This window comes from Microbacterium sp. CIAB417 (genome assembly GCF_022788845.1).
Genome location: NZ_JAHZUT010000002.1, coordinates 689,439 through 704,795, shown reverse-complemented (window position 1 = coordinate 704,795; position 15,357 = coordinate 689,439). Strand labels below are relative to the sequence as shown.

The following is a 15,357-nucleotide window of genomic DNA, read 5'->3' as shown; positions in this document are numbered from 1 at the left end:
CGCTCGGGGGGCGGGGCGGGGCAAGGACGGGACGGGAGGTGTACGGGACGGGGGCACTCTCACGCGCACCGACCCGGAACGCACGAACGCCCCCGGGCGAACCCGGGGGCGTTCGTGCGCGTGAGCAGTCAGATCAAGACTTGCCCTCGACAGCGCTCTGCCAGACGGGCTTGTTGTCACCGTCGAACTTGTAGATGCCGATGAAGGCGCTCGAGGGGTCGTTCTTGTCGTTGAACGGCCCCGTGCCGGCGACACCCGTGTAGTGGATGTCCTTGCCGCCGGCGATGAGCTCCTTGCAGTCCGCGTACGTGGAGCACTCCTCGCCACCCGTCGCACCCGACACAGCGGCCAGGTTCGCCTGGATGGTGGCGGGGTCGGTCGCGCCGCCCTTCAGGGCCGCGAGGGCCGAGAGGATGACGGCGTCGTACGACTCAGCCGAGTAGGAGTAGTCGTCCAGGGCCGAACCCTCGACCGACTCGTGCCACGCGGATGCACGCTCCTTGAAGTCCTCGGCGGGGTTCGCACCGGGGATCGTGCCCTGAGCGCCCTCGAGCGTTCCGGGCTCGAAGTCCTTCGAGAAGTCCGACGTGTTGCCGTCCGTGTAGTAGGTGCGGGACATGTCCCAGCCCTGCGACACGAGCTCGGGGATGATCGCCTTGGTCTCGTCGAAGGCGATGATCACGATCGCGTCCGGGTTGGTGGCCAGAGCCGCCGTCACCTCGGACGAGAAGGTGGTCTGACCGGGAGGGAACTCCTGGCCCGCGCCCTTGGCGCCGTAGGTGACCGATCCGCCCGCACCGGTGACGGTCTCCTCGATCACGTCGCGCAGGCCCGTGCCGTACGCGTCGTTGAAGACGAGGAACGCGATGTTCGCGTTGCCGTCGCTCGTGATGAGCTGGCCCAGCGCGGAGCCCTGCACCGTGTCCGGCGGAGCGGTGCGGAAGTAGAAGGGCGAGTAGCCCGAGAGCGACGCCGCCGTGTTCGCGGGCGAGATCTGCACGATCGGGCTCGCGCTCTTGGTGAGCTTGTCGACGACGTTCAGCGACACCGAGGAGGATGCGGCGCCGATCACGATCGAGACCTTCGCGTTGATGAGCTCGTCGGCCGAGGCGGACGAGACCGTCATGTCGTTGCTGTCACCGGAGTCGGTCCAGAACGTACATGCGTCGTCGCCCGCGGCGACGATGTCGTCGACAGCCAGGCCGACACCGGCGATCTCGGGCGGGCCGAGGAACGCCAGGGTTCCGGTGGTCGGCAGCAGGGTGCCGACCTTCAGGATGTCAGCGCTCGTGGTGCCGTCGGCGCAGTTCTGCGCCGTGTAGTCGCCACCTGCGTCTGAGCTGCCGGAGGGCGCTGCTTCGCCCCCGCCGGCACACCCGACGAGCGCAAGCGCCGAGACGCCCGCGAGGGCGGTCGCGGCAAACCACGCCTTCTTGGAGTGAACCATCTGGTTCCGTCCTTTCACTCTTCAATGCGCGACCTGGACGCCGCGTTGCGCCAGAAGCTAGCCGCGCATTGTTACGAGTGTGTTGTAGGCGCGCGTCGCGCACAGTCTCCGCACCCTTTCGCGACGAAATCGTTATGAATCGCGCCGCTATTCGACGCATTACGTCAATTCGGCCACGTCGGACGGAGCGTTCTGCAATCCTGCGCCCTTGCGCGCGCGGCGCGAGGCGATGATCGAATCCGCGCTCAACAGGATGAGCGCGGCCCACACGAGCGCGAACCCCGCCCACCGTCCGGCCGTCATCGGCTCGCCCAGCACCCACCATCCGATGAGGAACTGCAGAACCGGAGCGACGAACTGGATGATGCCGAGCAGCGTCAGTGGCGCTCGGCGCGCACCCGCAGCGAACAGCAGCAGCGGGACGGCCGTCACGACGCCCGCCAGGGCGAGGGCCACCGTGGTGCCGACCCCGGCGGAGGCGAAGCCCAGCCCCGTCGTCAGACCCACCACGACGAGCTGCACGAGGGCGAGAGGGGTGAGCCAGAGCGATTCCAGCGTGAGCCCGCTGACCGCGTCCACGGACGGACCGATCTTCTTCTTCACGAGTCCGTAGAAGCCGAACGAGAACGCGAGGATGAGGGCGATCCAGGGCATGGCGCCGTAGCCGACCACGATCACCACGACCGCGGCGGTGGCGAGCCCGATCGCCACCCACTGGGTAGGGCGCAGTCGCTCTCGCAGCACCAGCACGCCCAGCAGGACCGTGACGATCGGATTGATGAAGTAGCCGAGGCTCGTCTCGATGACGTGACCGCTCAGGGTGCCGATGAGATAGGTCTGCCAGTTGACGTAGATCAGGATGCCGGCGATCACGGTGAGAGCAACGAGTCGACCCTGGCGAAGGATGGCGGCGAGGCGCCGCCACGAGCGCGTCACCGCGATCAGGAGTGCGCAGAAGACCAGCGACAGCAGGATGCGCCACGCGACGATCTCGAACGCGCCCACCGGCGCCAGCAGCAGGAAGTACAGCGGCAGCACGCCCCACAAGAGATATGCGGAGAAGGCGTACAGGCCGCCGGCGAGGCCCTGCTCGGGGGAAGTGCGTGGGTTCACCGATCCAGCCTAGGACCGCGGTCGCTGCCGGAGCGCGCCCGCAACGAACGAAGCCCCCGGCCGAGTGGACGGGGGCTTCGAGCAGTCGATGTCAGCGAACGACCACCGCGAGCACGTCGCGCGCGGAGAGCACGAGGTACTCGTCGGCGCCGAACTTGACCTCGGTGCCGCCGTACTTGCTGTAGATCACGCGGTCGCCGACGGCGACGTCGAGCGGAACACGGTTGCCGTTGTCGTCGATGCGGCCGGGGCCCACGGCCACGACCTCGCCCTCCTGGGGCTTCTCCTTGGCGGTGTCGGGGATGACCAGGCCACTAGCGGTGGTCTGCTCGGCCTCGACCTGCTGGATGACGATGCGGTCCTCGAGCGGCTTGATGGAAACCGACACGGTCTACCTCTTCTTTCTCGCTTCGTGAAACGGAAGACTCAGTTAGCACCCTCACACCGAGAGTGCTAATGGCAAGTCTAGAGGCGTCCTGGCACTCGTGCAACGCGAGTGCCAACACAAGCTCGCGCCTAGGCTGAAGCGATGGAGATGAGCGAGCTGCGCGCCCTTCTCACCCCCGAAGGACTGCGCCTGCTGGATGAGACGGGGCCGATCGAGTCGACGGCCGCGGCCGCTGCGGCCGTGAGCAGGCTGCGCGCTGCGGGACACGGGCCCGACCTCGTCTCGGCCGTCGTCGGTCAGGCGCGACTGCGCGCCCGCGCGGCGGCGAAGTTCGGACCGTTCGCCGGCCGGATGCTCTTCACCGCGGCGGGGCTCGAGCAGGCCACCCGCCTGAGTGTGGCCGCCCGCCATGCCGGCCGGTTCCGCGACGCGGGACGCCGTCGCATCGCCGATCTCGGATGCGGCATCGGCGGCGATGCCCTGGGGTTCGCAGCCCTCGGGCTCGAGGTCGCCGCCGTGGACGCCGATGAGGCGACCGCGGCCGTCGCCGCCTACAATCTGGCGCCGTTCGGCGACACCGTCACGGTCTCGCACGCCCGCGCGGAGGAGGTGGATCTCCGTGACAGGGATGCGGTGTGGCTCGACCCGGCGCGTCGCCCGGTGGGCGGCTCCCACAGCGACCGCCTGCGCGCCGACGAGTACAGCCCGGCGCTCGGCTGGGCGTTCGAGCTCGCCGAACGCCTGCCGACCGGCATCAAGCTCGGTCCCGGCTTCGATCGCGACAGCATCCCCGACGGGGTCGAAGCGCAGTGGATCAGTGTGGACGGTTCGACCATCGAGCTCGTCCTCTTCTCCCGGGAGCTGGCTCGCGACGGGGTGCGGCGTGCAGCGCTCGTCGTCCGCGGCGACCAGGTGCACGAGCTCACATCCGCTCAGGACGCCGAAGACGTCGCCCCTCTCCCGCTCGGCGCGTTCCTCCACGAACCGGACGGCGCCGTGATCCGCGCCCGCCTGATAGGCGACGTGGCCCGATCGTTGGATGCGGGCACCCTCGACGAACGCATCGCCTACCTCACCTCGGACGAGGCGGTGACGAGCCCGTTCGTGCAGAGCTTCCGCGTGCGGGAGCAGTTCCCGGCCGACGAGAAGAAGCTCTCCCGTGCCCTTCGCGAGCGCGGTATCGGCACGCTCGAGATCAAGAAACGCGGCGTCGACGTGGACCCGGCGCAGCTGCGCACCCGGCTCAAGCTCAAGGGAGAGGCCTCGGCGACGCTGCTGCTGACGCGGATCGGCGACAAACGGACGGCGATCCTGGCGGATCGCGTCTGATCAGCCCTCGCCGACGGCCCTGCGTCGTCGGAACATCGCCCCCGCGTACACGAATGCCGCGGCGGCTCCGATCACCATCCCGCCTGCCGCAACGACCGCCGCCGCCCCCAGCAGCGCGTTGTCGTCGAGAAACGCCGACACGGCGATGAACACCACGCTCGGCACCAGCATGCAGGCCAGAATCCCGGCAGTGACCACGATGACAGGGCTGATTCGTCCCCACTCGATCCCCATGCTTGCGAACCTATCAAGCGCAGCCGACGCGCACAGCACGCTCCGAGGGAAGAAACGTCAGCCGATCCACCCCGACTGGATGCCCGCGTACATGAGCCATCCCGCGCTGTAGATCAACGAGAGCGCACCGAGCGCGACACCCCACGCCGCGATCGGGCGGCTCTCCACCCGCCCGCGCAAGGACATGAGCCCGAGCACGACGGCGCCCACGCCGATCGGGAAGCCCCAGCCGACCACGATGGCGACGATGAGGGCCACCACGGCGAAGCCGAGGGAGAGCGTCGCGAAGTTGGCGGGCGCGCCCGCATCCGTCGTCGGCAGGGTCGCGGTCGTCGCGGGGAGCTCCTCATGCTCGGCCACCTGCTCCCGCACGTCCACGGGCGCGGTCGGCGGGCGGGTGAAGCCGCCGCGGTGCGTGCCCGGGAGCTCGGCGGCCTGCGTCGGGACGATGACATCGTCGGAGGGCGACTCGACGCGGGCGACGACCGGCAGTGCGCCGACGGGCTGCTCGGGCGGCGAGGGATCCAGAGCCGCGGCCGCCGCCAGCAGGGGCTGCGCGGCCGCGTCGTCCGGTCCGTACCCCGATGCCAGCGACGCCGGGTCTTCCGGCGCGTCGTGTCCCTGTTGGCGGTTCACCGCTGCTCCGCCACCTGGATCTCGGTGACCGGCAGCGTGGAGTCGGCGCCGAAGCGGAGCGTCGACGGAGCACGCCCTGCAGAGATGAGCTCGGCGGCCAGCGCCGCGATCATCGCCCCGTTGTCGGTGCACAGGCTCAGCGGCGGGATGCGGACCGCGACACCGGCCGCGGTACCGCGCTCGAGAGCCACGTCGCGCAGCCTGCGGTTGGCGATCACGCCGCCGCCCAGCAGCAGGCGCGGCACGCCGTAGCGCGCGCAGGCATCCAGCGCCTTCGTCACCAGCACGTCCACGACCGCCTCGCGGAAGGATGCGGCGACGTCGGGCACGGAGGCGTCCGGCGTCTGCTCGAGGTAGCGGGCCACGGCCGTCTTCAGGCCCGAGAACGAGAAGTCGTAGCGGTGCTCCGCCATGTCGGAGGCGCGGGAGAGCCCACGGGGGAACCGGATGGCGGTGGGATCGCCCTCGGCGGCGGCGCGGTCGATCTGCGGGCCTCCCGGGTAGGGCAGACCCAGGATGCGGGCGACCTTGTCGAACGCCTCCCCCGCGGCGTCGTCGACCGTCTCACCCAGCAACTCCACATCGCTCGTGAGATCGCGCACGAGCAGCAGCGATGTGTGGCCGCCGCTGACGAGCAGGGCGACCGTCGGGTACTCGAGGGGGGCCGCATCCGCATCGAGGATGTCGGCCGCGATATGACCGACGAGGTGGTTGACGGCGTAGAGCGGCTTGCCGAGCCCCACGGCGAGCGCCTTCGCGGCGCCCACTCCCACCATGAGCGCACCGGCGAGCCCCGGGCCCGACGTGACCGCGACAGCGTCCAGGTCGTGCAGGCCGACCCCGGCCTCGGCGAGCGCCGCGTGGATCGCGGGCTGCAGCGCCTCGAGGTGCGCGCGCGCGGCGACCTCGGGCACGACGCCGCCGTAGCGGGCGTGCTCGTCCATGGAACTGGCGATCGTGTTCGTCAGCAGCTCGCGGCCACGGACGATGCCGATGCCGGTCTCGTCGCAACTTGTCTCGATGCCGAGCACGAGAGGTCCGCTCACGAGCACCATCCTCCGTTCACACCGGATGCCACCGCATCCTCGCCGCGGGCCGCCGCCCACGCCGGCACGTCCACGCGCATGACGATCGCGTCGACGTCGTCGGGCTGGTAGTAGCGCGGACGCCGGCCGGCCTCGACGAAACCCTCGGAGGCGTACAAGCCGCGGGCGACGGGGTTGTCGTCGCGCACCTCGAGGAACACGTCGCGCACGCGACGTTCGTGGGCTTTCGAGAGGAGCGTCCGCAACAGCGCCCGCCCGAAGCCTCGTCCGCGCGCCGTCTCGTCCAGAGCGATCGTCTGGATGTCGCCGTCGCGCGCTCCCGCGGGCGCCCGCAAGCCTGCGTAGCCGATCAGCCGACCGCCCTGCTCGAGAGCGATGTAGTGCCCGTGCGGCGAGGCGAGCTCTTCACGCATCATGGCGTCGCTCCACGCATCCGTGGGAAAGCTCGCCCGCTCCAGACGCATGATGGCGTCGAGATCGGCGGGCGTCGCCGTACGGATCACGACCCCACCCGCTTGGGCGCGTGCGGACTCGTGACATCGGGGGATCGCAGATACAGCGGTTCGTCCGCGGCGATCGTGCGGCCGGCGGCGACGGCACGGGCACCGCACAGCGCGAGGACCGTCGCGGGGATCGCACTCGCGTCCATGCGCGCAGCGCCGAGCGCCGCGAGGCGGTCGTCCAGCTCGTCGCGCGGGCTCAGGGCGGGGCCGGTGATCCGCTCGGGCAGGCCGTCATCGTCGAGTCCGCGGTACACGGTGTAGGCGAACTCCCGACGCCGCGCGTCGGTGACGACGGCGAACGTGCCGGCGTCCGCATCCTCCATCGCCGACGCGAGCAGCACGCCCAGCGCGACCGCATCGTGGCTGGCGACGGGCACGACGGGCACACCGCGGGCGAGCGCGAACGCACGCGCGGCGGCGATCCCGATGCGCAGCCCGGTGAAGGGACCGGGGCCCATGCCCGCGACGACGTGCGTGATGCGGGCGTCGTCGTCGGCCCCCAGTCCCGAGCCGTGCGCGGCCGTGGTGCGCGCGGCCTCCGTCACGGTGAGAAGCAGATCGCCGATGACCTCCGCGTGCCCGAGAGGGTTGTCGCTGGAGACCTCGGCGCGCACGACGCCGTCGGGGTCGATGACGGCGAGCGCCGTTCCGAGCGAGGTGTCGATGCCGAGGAACACCCCTCCAGGGTAATGCGGCGCCGCCGCGGCGCTCAGACGGCGTGGTGCGTGATCGTCACCAGACGCGGCGTCTCGGCATCGAGGTCGTCGTTGTGGCGCTGATACGTCCCGCAGGCGCTGTCGACCCCGCGACCGTCCCACTCGCGATCGAGCTCGACCTCCCACCAGGAGTCCGCGATCGCCTCGATGAGTCCGTGGCCCCATTCCACGACGACCACCGAGCCCGGCAGGTCGATGTCGAGGTCATCGAGCTCCGCCGCCGAACCCAACCGGTAGGCGTCGACGTGGACCAGCGGCGCTCCGCCGGTGAGCGAGGGATGCGTGCGGGCGATCACGAACGTGGGGCTCTGGATCGGCCCGCGCACGCCGAGACCGGCGGCGATCCCGCGCGTCAACGTGGTCTTGCCCGCCCCGAGCGCCCCCGTCAGCACCACGATGTCGCCCGCATGCAGGCGCTCTCCGATCTGCCGACCCAGCTGCTCCATCTCCTGCGGCGAGACGATCTCCCGCTCGCCGAGCAACTCGTTCATCGCCAGCTCACCGACCCCGTTCGTCATGTCGTGCGCAACATCGGCGGCGCCGGATTCATGCCCGCTCATCGCTCGATGTCGCGCCGAGGAACGCGCGCGCCGATCCGCGTGACGATCTCGTAGTTGATGGTGCCGGCAGCATCCGCCCAGTCGGTCGCCGACGGCACGCCGAGGGTCGGATCGCCGAAGAGGACGACCTCGTCTCCCACGTGCACCTCGGCATCGCCGACATCGACGACGAACTGATCCATCGCGATGCGCCCGGCCACCGAGTGACGCCCGCCAGCGATGCGCACCGGTCCCGCGCCGGAGGCGTGCCGCGGCACCCCATCGGCGTACCCCAGCGGCACGAGCGCCAACGTCGTGTCGACGTTCGTGCGGTAGTCGTAGCCGTACGAGACGCCCTGTCCCGCCCCGACGCGCCTGACGGCCGCGACGGCGGCGCGCAGCGTCATCGCCGGGCGCAGGCCCAGATCCGCGGACGAACGGTCGTCGAAGGGCGACAGGCCGTAGATGCCGATCCCGATCCGCACGCAGTTCAGCCGGGTCTGCGGCAGGGCGATCGCGGCGTGGGTGGCGGCGATGTGGCGCAGGCGCGGCGTCAGGCCGGCGGCGGATGCGGCGGCGACCGCATCCTCGAAGCGCGCGAGCGCCGCCAGGTCGTCCTGGGCGGAGGCGTTGGAGAGGTGGCTGAAGATGCCGATCACACGCACCCGTCCTAGCCGCTCCCACCGGGCCGCCTCCGCGAACAGTGCGGCGTAGTCGGCGGGCGAGGCGCCGTTGCGCCCCAGTCCGGTCTCGAGCTTGAGGTGCAGCACGGCGGGACTGTCGCCGCTTCCGGCGGCGGCTGCCGCGTTCAGCTGATCCAGGTTGGACACGCCCAACTCGATGCCGCGCTCGACCGCCTCGCCGAAGGAGGCGCCGGGAGCGTGCAACCACGCCAGGATGGGCGCGTCGATCCCGGCGCGCCGCAGGGCCAGCGCCTCGGCGATGTCGGCGACACCGATGCGCGTCGCACCGCCGGCGAGCGCCGCCGCGGCGGACCGGGCGGCTCCGTGCCCGTAGCCGTCGGCCTTGACGACGGCGATGACCTCGACGCCCGTCAATCGGCGCAGCTGACGCACGTTGTCGGCGATCGCCTCGACGTCGATGATCGCTTCGCGCATGACCCCGGCCGGCAGCGTACTCATGGGACCTCCCGTCGCCGCATCCACGGTACCCGCTGACGCAGGGCGCTCAGCGCCGCCACTTGGGCGCGGGCGGCTCCCATGCCGCGAATCCCGCGAGCAGCGCCGCCGGGTCGGCGGCGACGCCGAGGGTGTCGCGGAAGGCCCCGGTCAGGAACCCGGCCTCGACCATGCCGTCCAGCATCGTTCCCAAAGGTGCCCAGAAGCCGTCGACGTCGTAGAGCGAGACGGGCTTGCGGTGCAGACCCAGCTGCAGCCAGGTCCACGCCTCGAAGAGCTCCTCGAGCGTTCCGGCCCCGCCGGGCAGTGCCACGAACGCATCGGCGAGCTCCGCCATCCGCATCTTGCGCTCGTGCATGTCGGCCACGATCTCGAGCCGGGTGAGGCCGGGGTGGGCGAGCTCCGCATCCACCAGGGCCTGCGGGATCACGCCGTGCACCTCGCCGCCGGCGGCGAGGGCGGCATCCGCCACGACACCCATGAGTCCGGCACGCCCACCGCCGTACACGAGCCCGATGCCGGATACGGCGAGCGCCTGGCCCACCGCGGCCGCGGCCTGCGCGTAGGCCGGCGAGGTGCCGAGGGCGGAGCCCGTGTAGACGGCGACGCGCGCGATCATGCGGGTGCCGCCTCGGCGACGACGTACGCCGTCGCAAGGTCTGCATCGTGGCTCATCGACAGGTGCAGGGCCACGATGCCGCGTGCCGCGACGACCTCGGCCGTGGAGCCGGTGAGAGAGAAGATCGGTCGTCCCGACGGCTCCGACGCCACCTCGATCTCGACCCAGTGCACGCCGTGCGAACCGCCGAGCGCCTTGATCAGCGCCTCCTTGGCCGCGTAGCGCGCGGCGAGCGAGCGCGGCTTCAGCACGCGCTCGGCGGGTGAGAAGAGGCGGGTCAGCAGGCCCGGAGTGCGCGCGAGCGTGCGCGCGAACCGCGGCACGTCGACCAGGTCGACGCCGATTCCGACGATCATGTGCCCTCCCGGATGCGGCGGCTCGCCGCATCCGCCACCCTATCCGCGCCCCGGGGTGCCCGAGTTGCGTCGCGTATGCGCACCTGCCACAGGAATGCGCATACGCGCCTGTTCATCACAGGCGCGTATGCGCAGAAGTGTGGCCCTTACTCGACCGTGACCGACTTGGCCAGGTTGCGCGGCTGGTCCACATCCAGGCCCTTGGCCGTGGCGAGGCCCATCGCGAAGATGTGCAGCGGGACGACCGCGAGCAGCGCCTCGAACAGAGGGCCCGCGAGCGGGATGTGCAGCACCTCGTCGGAGAACGGCAGGACGCTCGCGTCGCCCTCCTCCGCGATCACGATGACCCGGGCACCGCGCGCCCGGATCTCCTGGATGTTGGAGACCACCTTGTCGTGCAGCACCGAGGACTCGCGCGGCGACGGCACGATCACGAACACCGGCTGACCGGGCTCGATCAGCGCGATGGGTCCGTGCTTGAGCTCGCCGGCGGCGAAGCCCTCGGCGTGGATGTAGGAGATCTCCTTGAGTTTGAGAGCCCCCTCCAGTGCGATCGGGTAGCCGACGTGTCGGCCGAGGAACAGCACCGACCGGGTGTCGGCCATCCAGTGCGCGAGCTGCGTGATGCGCTCCTGCTGCGTCTCGAGGATGGTGCTGATCTTGCCGGGCACCGACTCGAGCTCGCGCACGTGGTCGGCGATCTCGGCTGCCGTCAGTGACCCGCGCACACGCGCGATGTGCAGCGCGAGCAGGTAGATCGCGGTGATCTGCGCGACGAAGGCCTTGGTCGAGGCCACGGCGACCTCGGGTCCGGCGTGCGTGTAGACGATCGCATCCGACTCGCGCGGGATGGTGGCGCCCTGCGTGTTGCAGATGGAAAGCGTGCGCGCGCCGCGCTCACGCGCGTACTTGACGGCCATGAGGGTGTCCATGGTCTCGCCGGACTGGCTGATCGAGACGACGAGCGTGCGCGGACCGATCACCGGGTCGCGGTAGCGGAACTCGTGCGCGAGCTCGACGTCGACCGGGATGCGGGTCCACAGCTCCAGCGCGTACTTGCCGGTCTGCCCGGCGTAGGCCGCGGTGCCCGCCGCGATGATGACGACACGATCGATGTCGGCGAAGAGCTCGTCGAGTCCGTCGAGCTCCGGGACCACGACGGCACCGTCACGGATGCGGCCGCGGATCGTGTTGGCGACAGCCTCGGGCTCCTCCGAGACCTCCTTCGCCATGAACGAGGACCATCCGCCCTTCTCGGCGGCGGCAGCATCCCAGGTCACTTCGAACGGCTCGGGCTCCACGACGTTGCCGTCGAAGTCCGTGACCTCCACGCCGTCGGGGGTGATGGCGACGATCTCGTCCTGGCCGATCGCGAGCGCGTTGCGGGTGTGCTCGACGAACGCCGCCACGTCGGACCCGAGGAAGTTCTCGCCCTCGCCGAGGCCGATCACCAGCGGCGAGTTGCGGCGTGCGGCGACCACGAGCCCCGGGTGGTCCTTGTGCATGGCCAGCAGCGTGTAGGCGCCCTCGAAGCGGCCCACGGTCGCGCGGAAGGCGGCGATCAGGTCGCCGGACGCGGCGTACTCGCGGCCGATCAGAACAGCGGCCACCTCGGTGTCGGTCTCGCTGCGGAACGTGTAGCCCTCGCTGACCAGCTCGGCCTTGAGGGCTGCGAAGTTCTCGATGATGCCGTTGTGGATGACGGCGAGCTTGTCATCGTCGGCCAGATGCGGGTGCGCGTTCGCATCCGTCGGACCGCCGTGGGTCGCCCACCGCGTGTGGCCGATTCCGGTCGTGCCGTCCGCGAGAGGGACGCGCGCGAGGTCGTCGCGCAGCACGCTGAGCTTGCCCGCGCGCTTGCGCATCCCGAGGCCGCCGTCGGCGTCGATCACAGCGATGCCGGCCGAGTCATATCCGCGGTACTCGAGACGGGCCAGACCCGAGATCAGGATGTCCTGGCTCGGCCGAGGGCCGACATATCCGACGATTCCACACATGCGATCCATCGTAGTTGGGCGCAGCCGTGAACCCGCCCGGCGTCGCGCCGTGCAATCCGTCGGGCCAGTCGGGGCCGCGCGCGCCGGGCCGGTGGTGCCGGACGCGTGCCGGGTCGGTGGTGCCGTGTCGGTGGCGCCGGGCGCGTTCTTCTCGTAGGGGCGACAGTTTCCCGCATCCGCACCAGTGAATGACTGTGGCGGATGCGGAAAGGTGTGGCATCTGCGCAACTGCGACGCAACTCGGGCAGCGGAGGGTTGCCCGGGGCGGGGACGTCAGAGCTTGCGCAGGAGCACCGTCTCGACGGCGTGGGAGGCGCCCTTGCGCAGCACGAGCGAGGCGCGGTGACGCGTGGGCAGCACGTTCTCGATGAGGTTCGGCAGGTTGATGCTGTTCCAGTAGTACGCGGCCCGCTCGCGCGCTTCCTCGTCCGAGATGTCCGCGAGCACCCGGAAGAACGAGTTCGGATTGCTGAACGCGGCATCGCGCAGCGCCAGGAACCGGTCGGTGTACCAACCCTGGATGTGCTCGGGTTCGGCATCCACGTAGATCGAGAAGTCGAACAGGTCGCTCACCGCGACGTCGTGCGGGACGGGCGGCGGCTGCAGCACGTTGAGGCCTTCGACGATCACCACGTCGGGCCGGTGCACGCTCGTGTGCGCGTCGGGCACGATGTCGTACCGCATGTGCGAGTAATACGGCGCGTGCACCTCGGCGGCACCCGACTTCACCGCCGTGAGGAAGGCGATCAGCGCGCGGCGGTCGTAGGACTCGGGGAAGCCCTTGCGGTCCATCAGCCCGCGCCGCTCCAGCTCCGCATTCGGGTAGAGGAAGCCGTCGGTCGTGACAAGCTCCACGCGGGGCGTGCCCGGCCAGCGACTCAGGAGCTCGCGCAGCAGCCGGGCGATCGTCGACTTGCCGACCGCGACGGAGCCGGCCACGCCGATCACGAACGGCGTGGTCTCGTCGGGTTCGCCCAGGAACGTGCTCTCCTCCGCGCCGAGCCGCTTCGTGGCGGATGCGCGCAGAGACAGCAGCCGGCTCAGCGGAACGTAGACCTCGCGCACCTCGGTGACATCGAGCATGTCGCCCAGCCCGCGCAGCTGTACGACCTCGGCCTCGGTCAGCGGTTGATCCATGCCGCGGGCCAATCGGGCCCAGTCGGCGCGGTCGATCTCGCGGTACAGCGACTCGGCTGACGCCGCCGGCAGGGTGGTCTCCTCTGGCACCCGCCCATCGTAGTGGCGCCGCACCGGCGTGGCGTTCTCCCCTCGCAGCGCGCGGAAAGGTGTGCGCCGCTACTCTCATCGGGTGCGGCTCGGAGTTCTCGACATCGGTTCCAACACCGTGCATCTGCTCGTGGCGGATGCACACCCCGGCGGAAGGCCGCTCGCGACGACGAGTCACCGCACCGTGCTGCGCCTCATGCGCTACCTCACGCCGACGGGCGCCATCGACGAAGAGGGCATCCGCGCACTCGAGGATGCGGTCGCCGAGGCACGTGAGACGGCCAGGCGCGAGGGTGTCGCCGAGCTGCTCGCGACGGCGACCTCCGCGGTACGCGACGCCACCAACGGGGAGCTCGTGATCGCCCGGATCGAGGAGGCGCTGGGCCAGCCGCTCCAGGTCCTCGGCGGGGAGGACGAGGCGCGCTTCACCTTTCTCGCGGTCCGGCGCTGGCTCGGCTGGTCGGCCGGCCAGATCCTGCTCTTCGACATCGGCGGCGGCTCGCTGGAGATCGCCGCGGGCGCGGACGAGCTGCCCCAGCTCGCCGCATCCGTCCCCCTCGGTGCCGGCCGGATGACAGTGGGCTATCTCCCCGAGGATCCTCCCGGGGAGGATGCGGTCGAGCGCCTGCGCGCACACGCCGAGGAGGTGCTCGCCCCCGCGGCAGCCGGGTTCGCGGCGTTGGCCCGGCCCGACCACGTGGCCGGCTCCTCGAAGGCCATCCGCTCGCTCGCTCGCCTCGCCGGCTACCCCGTGCCGGGATGGTCTGGCAGCGAGCGGCTGCTACTGCCGCGACAGGCGCTCGGCTCGTGGATCCCACGTCTGGCGCGACTTCCCGCCAACGCCCGGCAGGAGCTGCCCGGGATCACCCCCGACCGCACCTTCCAGATCGTGGCGGGGGCAGTCGTGCTGCACACCGCGATGCGCGCACTCGACATCGACGAGCTCGAGGTGAGCCCGTGGGCGCTGCGCGAGGGCGTTCTGCTGCGCTACATCGAGGCGATGGCCTGGGGCTGACGACCCATGGCACCCACGGGCGGGGCGAACATAGACTGACCGCCGTGATCCGCGGGGGGTCGATCTGCACCCGACCCGCGGATCACGGTACCGACGTCCCCCCATTGGCGGCCGCCGCCATCTCGAGAGCAGGACCTTCCGTCGGTAGGAACGAAAATATGCCACCTCAGGACGAACAACAAGACTCTGGACGCGGAGTCCATAACGATTCGTCACAGACGGGCCGCGCCAAGCGCATCCCCCGTGACGAGCTGCGCCGTCGCGTCCTGGATGCGGCGGCCGACCTCCTCGCGGACGGCGCCGTGAGCGTGGGGCTGCACCAGCTCAACATGGAGGAGCTCATCCGGCGCGTCGGCGTGCCCCGAAGCTCCGCGTTCGCGGCGTTCGGGGGCAAAGACCAACTGCTCTCCGCCCTCATGCTGCGTCTGCTCGAGCCGCACGGCCCCCATCCGATCGGGTATTCCGCCGCCACCATCCAGATCGCGGCCGCGGTCTTCGAGCAGTACTCGGAGCATCTGGTCGACGCGGACGGCGCGCCCGACCCCGTGGGCATCGAGCGGGTGCTGCAAGAGTCCGTGCGCCGAGCCATCGGGCAGAACGTGCTCGACACGATGGGCTCCACCGAGTGGAAGAACTACATGGCGCTCTCTGTGTCGGTGAGCTCGCTCCCCGACGACCAGCAGGCGGAGGTGCGTCGCGCGCTGGCGGCGAGCGAGACCCGGTTCCTGACCGAGATCGCCGACATCTACCACCGCGTTCTCGCCAGAGTCGAGCGCGAGCCGGTCCCCGGCGTCACCTGGCTGCAGATCGCCGCGGCCGGAGCCTCGCTCATCGAGGGCATGGCCAGCAAGCGCCTCGTCGGCATCGAAGGCATCGACGACGTGGTACTGCGCGAGGGCATCGACGGCGAGGAGGTCCCCTGGGAGTTGCCGGCCCTGGCGTTCTGGTCGCTGCTCATGGGCCTGACCCGCCCCGCTGGAGAACCCCGTCACACAGCCTGAGCCCGCCCGGGCGAGCCGATAGAATACGGGGGCGCCCATCCCCCACCCGCCG

17 protein-coding genes are annotated in these 15,357 nt (G+C 70.6%); 3 read left to right on the top strand and 14 right to left on the bottom strand.

The annotated features are described in order from the left end of the window. Window positions 1–133: 133 nt before the first annotated feature. The 3 genes from KYX17_RS10035 to groES form a co-directional block, all read right to left on the bottom strand. Window positions 134–1,447, bottom strand: a complete 1,314-nt coding sequence (locus KYX17_RS10035; protein ID WP_243226848.1) for an ABC transporter substrate-binding protein — start codon at window positions 1,445–1,447, stop codon at window positions 134–136. A gap of 159 nt (window positions 1,448–1,606) precedes the next feature. Then, a complete protein-coding gene (rarD, locus tag KYX17_RS10030; RefSeq protein ID WP_243226847.1) occupies window positions 1,607–2,560 on the bottom strand; it encodes an EamA family transporter RarD in 954 nt (317 codons plus the stop codon). 91 nt (window positions 2,561–2,651) lie between these two features. Further along, window positions 2,652–2,948 carry a co-chaperone GroES gene (groES, locus tag KYX17_RS10025; protein ID WP_047543013.1) on the bottom strand — a complete coding sequence of 99 codons (297 nt, stop codon included), beginning with the start codon at window positions 2,946–2,948 and terminating at the stop codon, window positions 2,652–2,654. A 141-nt stretch (window positions 2,949–3,089) separates the two neighbouring features. Here groES and KYX17_RS10020 point away from each other — a divergent pair, with 141 nt between their 5' ends. Next, on the top strand, window positions 3,090–4,277 hold the full coding sequence (locus KYX17_RS10020; protein ID WP_243226846.1) for a class I SAM-dependent methyltransferase: 1,188 nt from the start codon (window positions 3,090–3,092) through the stop codon (window positions 4,275–4,277). Here the strand turns inward: KYX17_RS10020 and KYX17_RS10015 are convergent, their stop codons facing one another. The 11 genes from KYX17_RS10015 to coaA form a co-directional block, all read right to left on the bottom strand. Next, window positions 4,278–4,511, bottom strand: a complete 234-nt coding sequence (locus KYX17_RS10015) for a hypothetical protein (RefSeq protein WP_243226845.1) — start codon at window positions 4,509–4,511, stop codon at window positions 4,278–4,280. 57 nt (window positions 4,512–4,568) lie between these two features. Next, entirely contained in the window at window positions 4,569–5,147 is a 579-nt protein-coding gene (locus KYX17_RS10010; RefSeq protein ID WP_243226844.1) for a hypothetical protein, read from the bottom strand. After that, window positions 5,144–6,202: a tRNA (adenosine(37)-N6)-threonylcarbamoyltransferase complex transferase subunit TsaD gene (gene tsaD / locus KYX17_RS10005; protein WP_243226843.1), complete on the bottom strand. Its 1,059-nt coding sequence runs from the start codon at window positions 6,200–6,202 to the stop codon at window positions 5,144–5,146. Before tsaD ends, KYX17_RS10010 begins: the two co-directional genes overlap by 4 nt. After that, window positions 6,190–6,696, bottom strand: a complete 507-nt coding sequence (gene rimI / locus KYX17_RS10000; protein WP_308220864.1) for a ribosomal protein S18-alanine N-acetyltransferase — start codon at window positions 6,694–6,696, stop codon at window positions 6,190–6,192. Before rimI ends, tsaD begins: the two co-directional genes overlap by 13 nt. Continuing rightward, a complete protein-coding gene (gene tsaB / locus KYX17_RS09995; RefSeq protein WP_243226842.1) occupies window positions 6,693–7,373 on the bottom strand; it encodes a tRNA (adenosine(37)-N6)-threonylcarbamoyltransferase complex dimerization subunit type 1 TsaB in 681 nt (226 codons plus the stop codon). The genes rimI and tsaB overlap by 4 nt, the downstream gene beginning before the upstream one ends. A gap of 32 nt (window positions 7,374–7,405) precedes the next feature. Then, window positions 7,406–7,903, bottom strand: a complete 498-nt coding sequence (gene tsaE / locus KYX17_RS09990) for a tRNA (adenosine(37)-N6)-threonylcarbamoyltransferase complex ATPase subunit type 1 TsaE (RefSeq protein ID WP_243227287.1) — start codon at window positions 7,901–7,903, stop codon at window positions 7,406–7,408. Between the two features lie 65 nt (window positions 7,904–7,968). Continuing rightward, window positions 7,969–9,093 carry an alanine racemase gene (gene alr / locus KYX17_RS09985; RefSeq protein ID WP_243226841.1) on the bottom strand — a complete coding sequence of 375 codons (1,125 nt, stop codon included), beginning with the start codon at window positions 9,091–9,093 and terminating at the stop codon, window positions 7,969–7,971. 46 nt (window positions 9,094–9,139) lie between these two features. Beyond that, the gene (locus KYX17_RS09980) at window positions 9,140–9,709 is read right to left on the bottom strand and encodes a TIGR00730 family Rossman fold protein (RefSeq protein ID WP_243226840.1); all 570 of its coding nucleotides are present in this window, start codon (window positions 9,707–9,709) and stop codon (window positions 9,140–9,142) included. Continuing rightward, the gene (locus KYX17_RS09975; protein WP_243226839.1) at window positions 9,706–10,065 is read right to left on the bottom strand and encodes a holo-ACP synthase; all 360 of its coding nucleotides are present in this window, start codon (window positions 10,063–10,065) and stop codon (window positions 9,706–9,708) included. The genes KYX17_RS09980 and KYX17_RS09975 overlap by 4 nt, the downstream gene beginning before the upstream one ends. 146 nt (window positions 10,066–10,211) lie before the next feature. Further along, entirely contained in the window at window positions 10,212–12,062 is a 1,851-nt protein-coding gene (gene glmS / locus KYX17_RS09970) for a glutamine--fructose-6-phosphate transaminase (isomerizing) (RefSeq protein ID WP_243226838.1), read from the bottom strand. 273 nt (window positions 12,063–12,335) lie between these two features. Continuing rightward, complete coding sequence (coaA, locus tag KYX17_RS09965) at window positions 12,336–13,289, bottom strand: type I pantothenate kinase (protein WP_243226837.1); 954 nt, start codon at window positions 13,287–13,289, stop codon at window positions 12,336–12,338. 82 nt (window positions 13,290–13,371) lie between these two features. On the opposite strand from coaA, the gene KYX17_RS09960 reads away from it, so the two are divergent. Both KYX17_RS09960 and KYX17_RS09955 read left to right on the top strand, forming a co-directional pair. Beyond that, on the top strand, window positions 13,372–14,304 hold the full coding sequence (locus tag KYX17_RS09960) for a Ppx/GppA phosphatase family protein (protein ID WP_243226836.1): 933 nt from the start codon (window positions 13,372–13,374) through the stop codon (window positions 14,302–14,304). A gap of 158 nt (window positions 14,305–14,462) precedes the next feature. Then, window positions 14,463–15,305: a TetR family transcriptional regulator gene (locus KYX17_RS09955; protein ID WP_243226835.1), complete on the top strand. Its 843-nt coding sequence runs from the start codon at window positions 14,463–14,465 to the stop codon at window positions 15,303–15,305. Window positions 15,306–15,357: the final 52 nt, after the last annotated feature.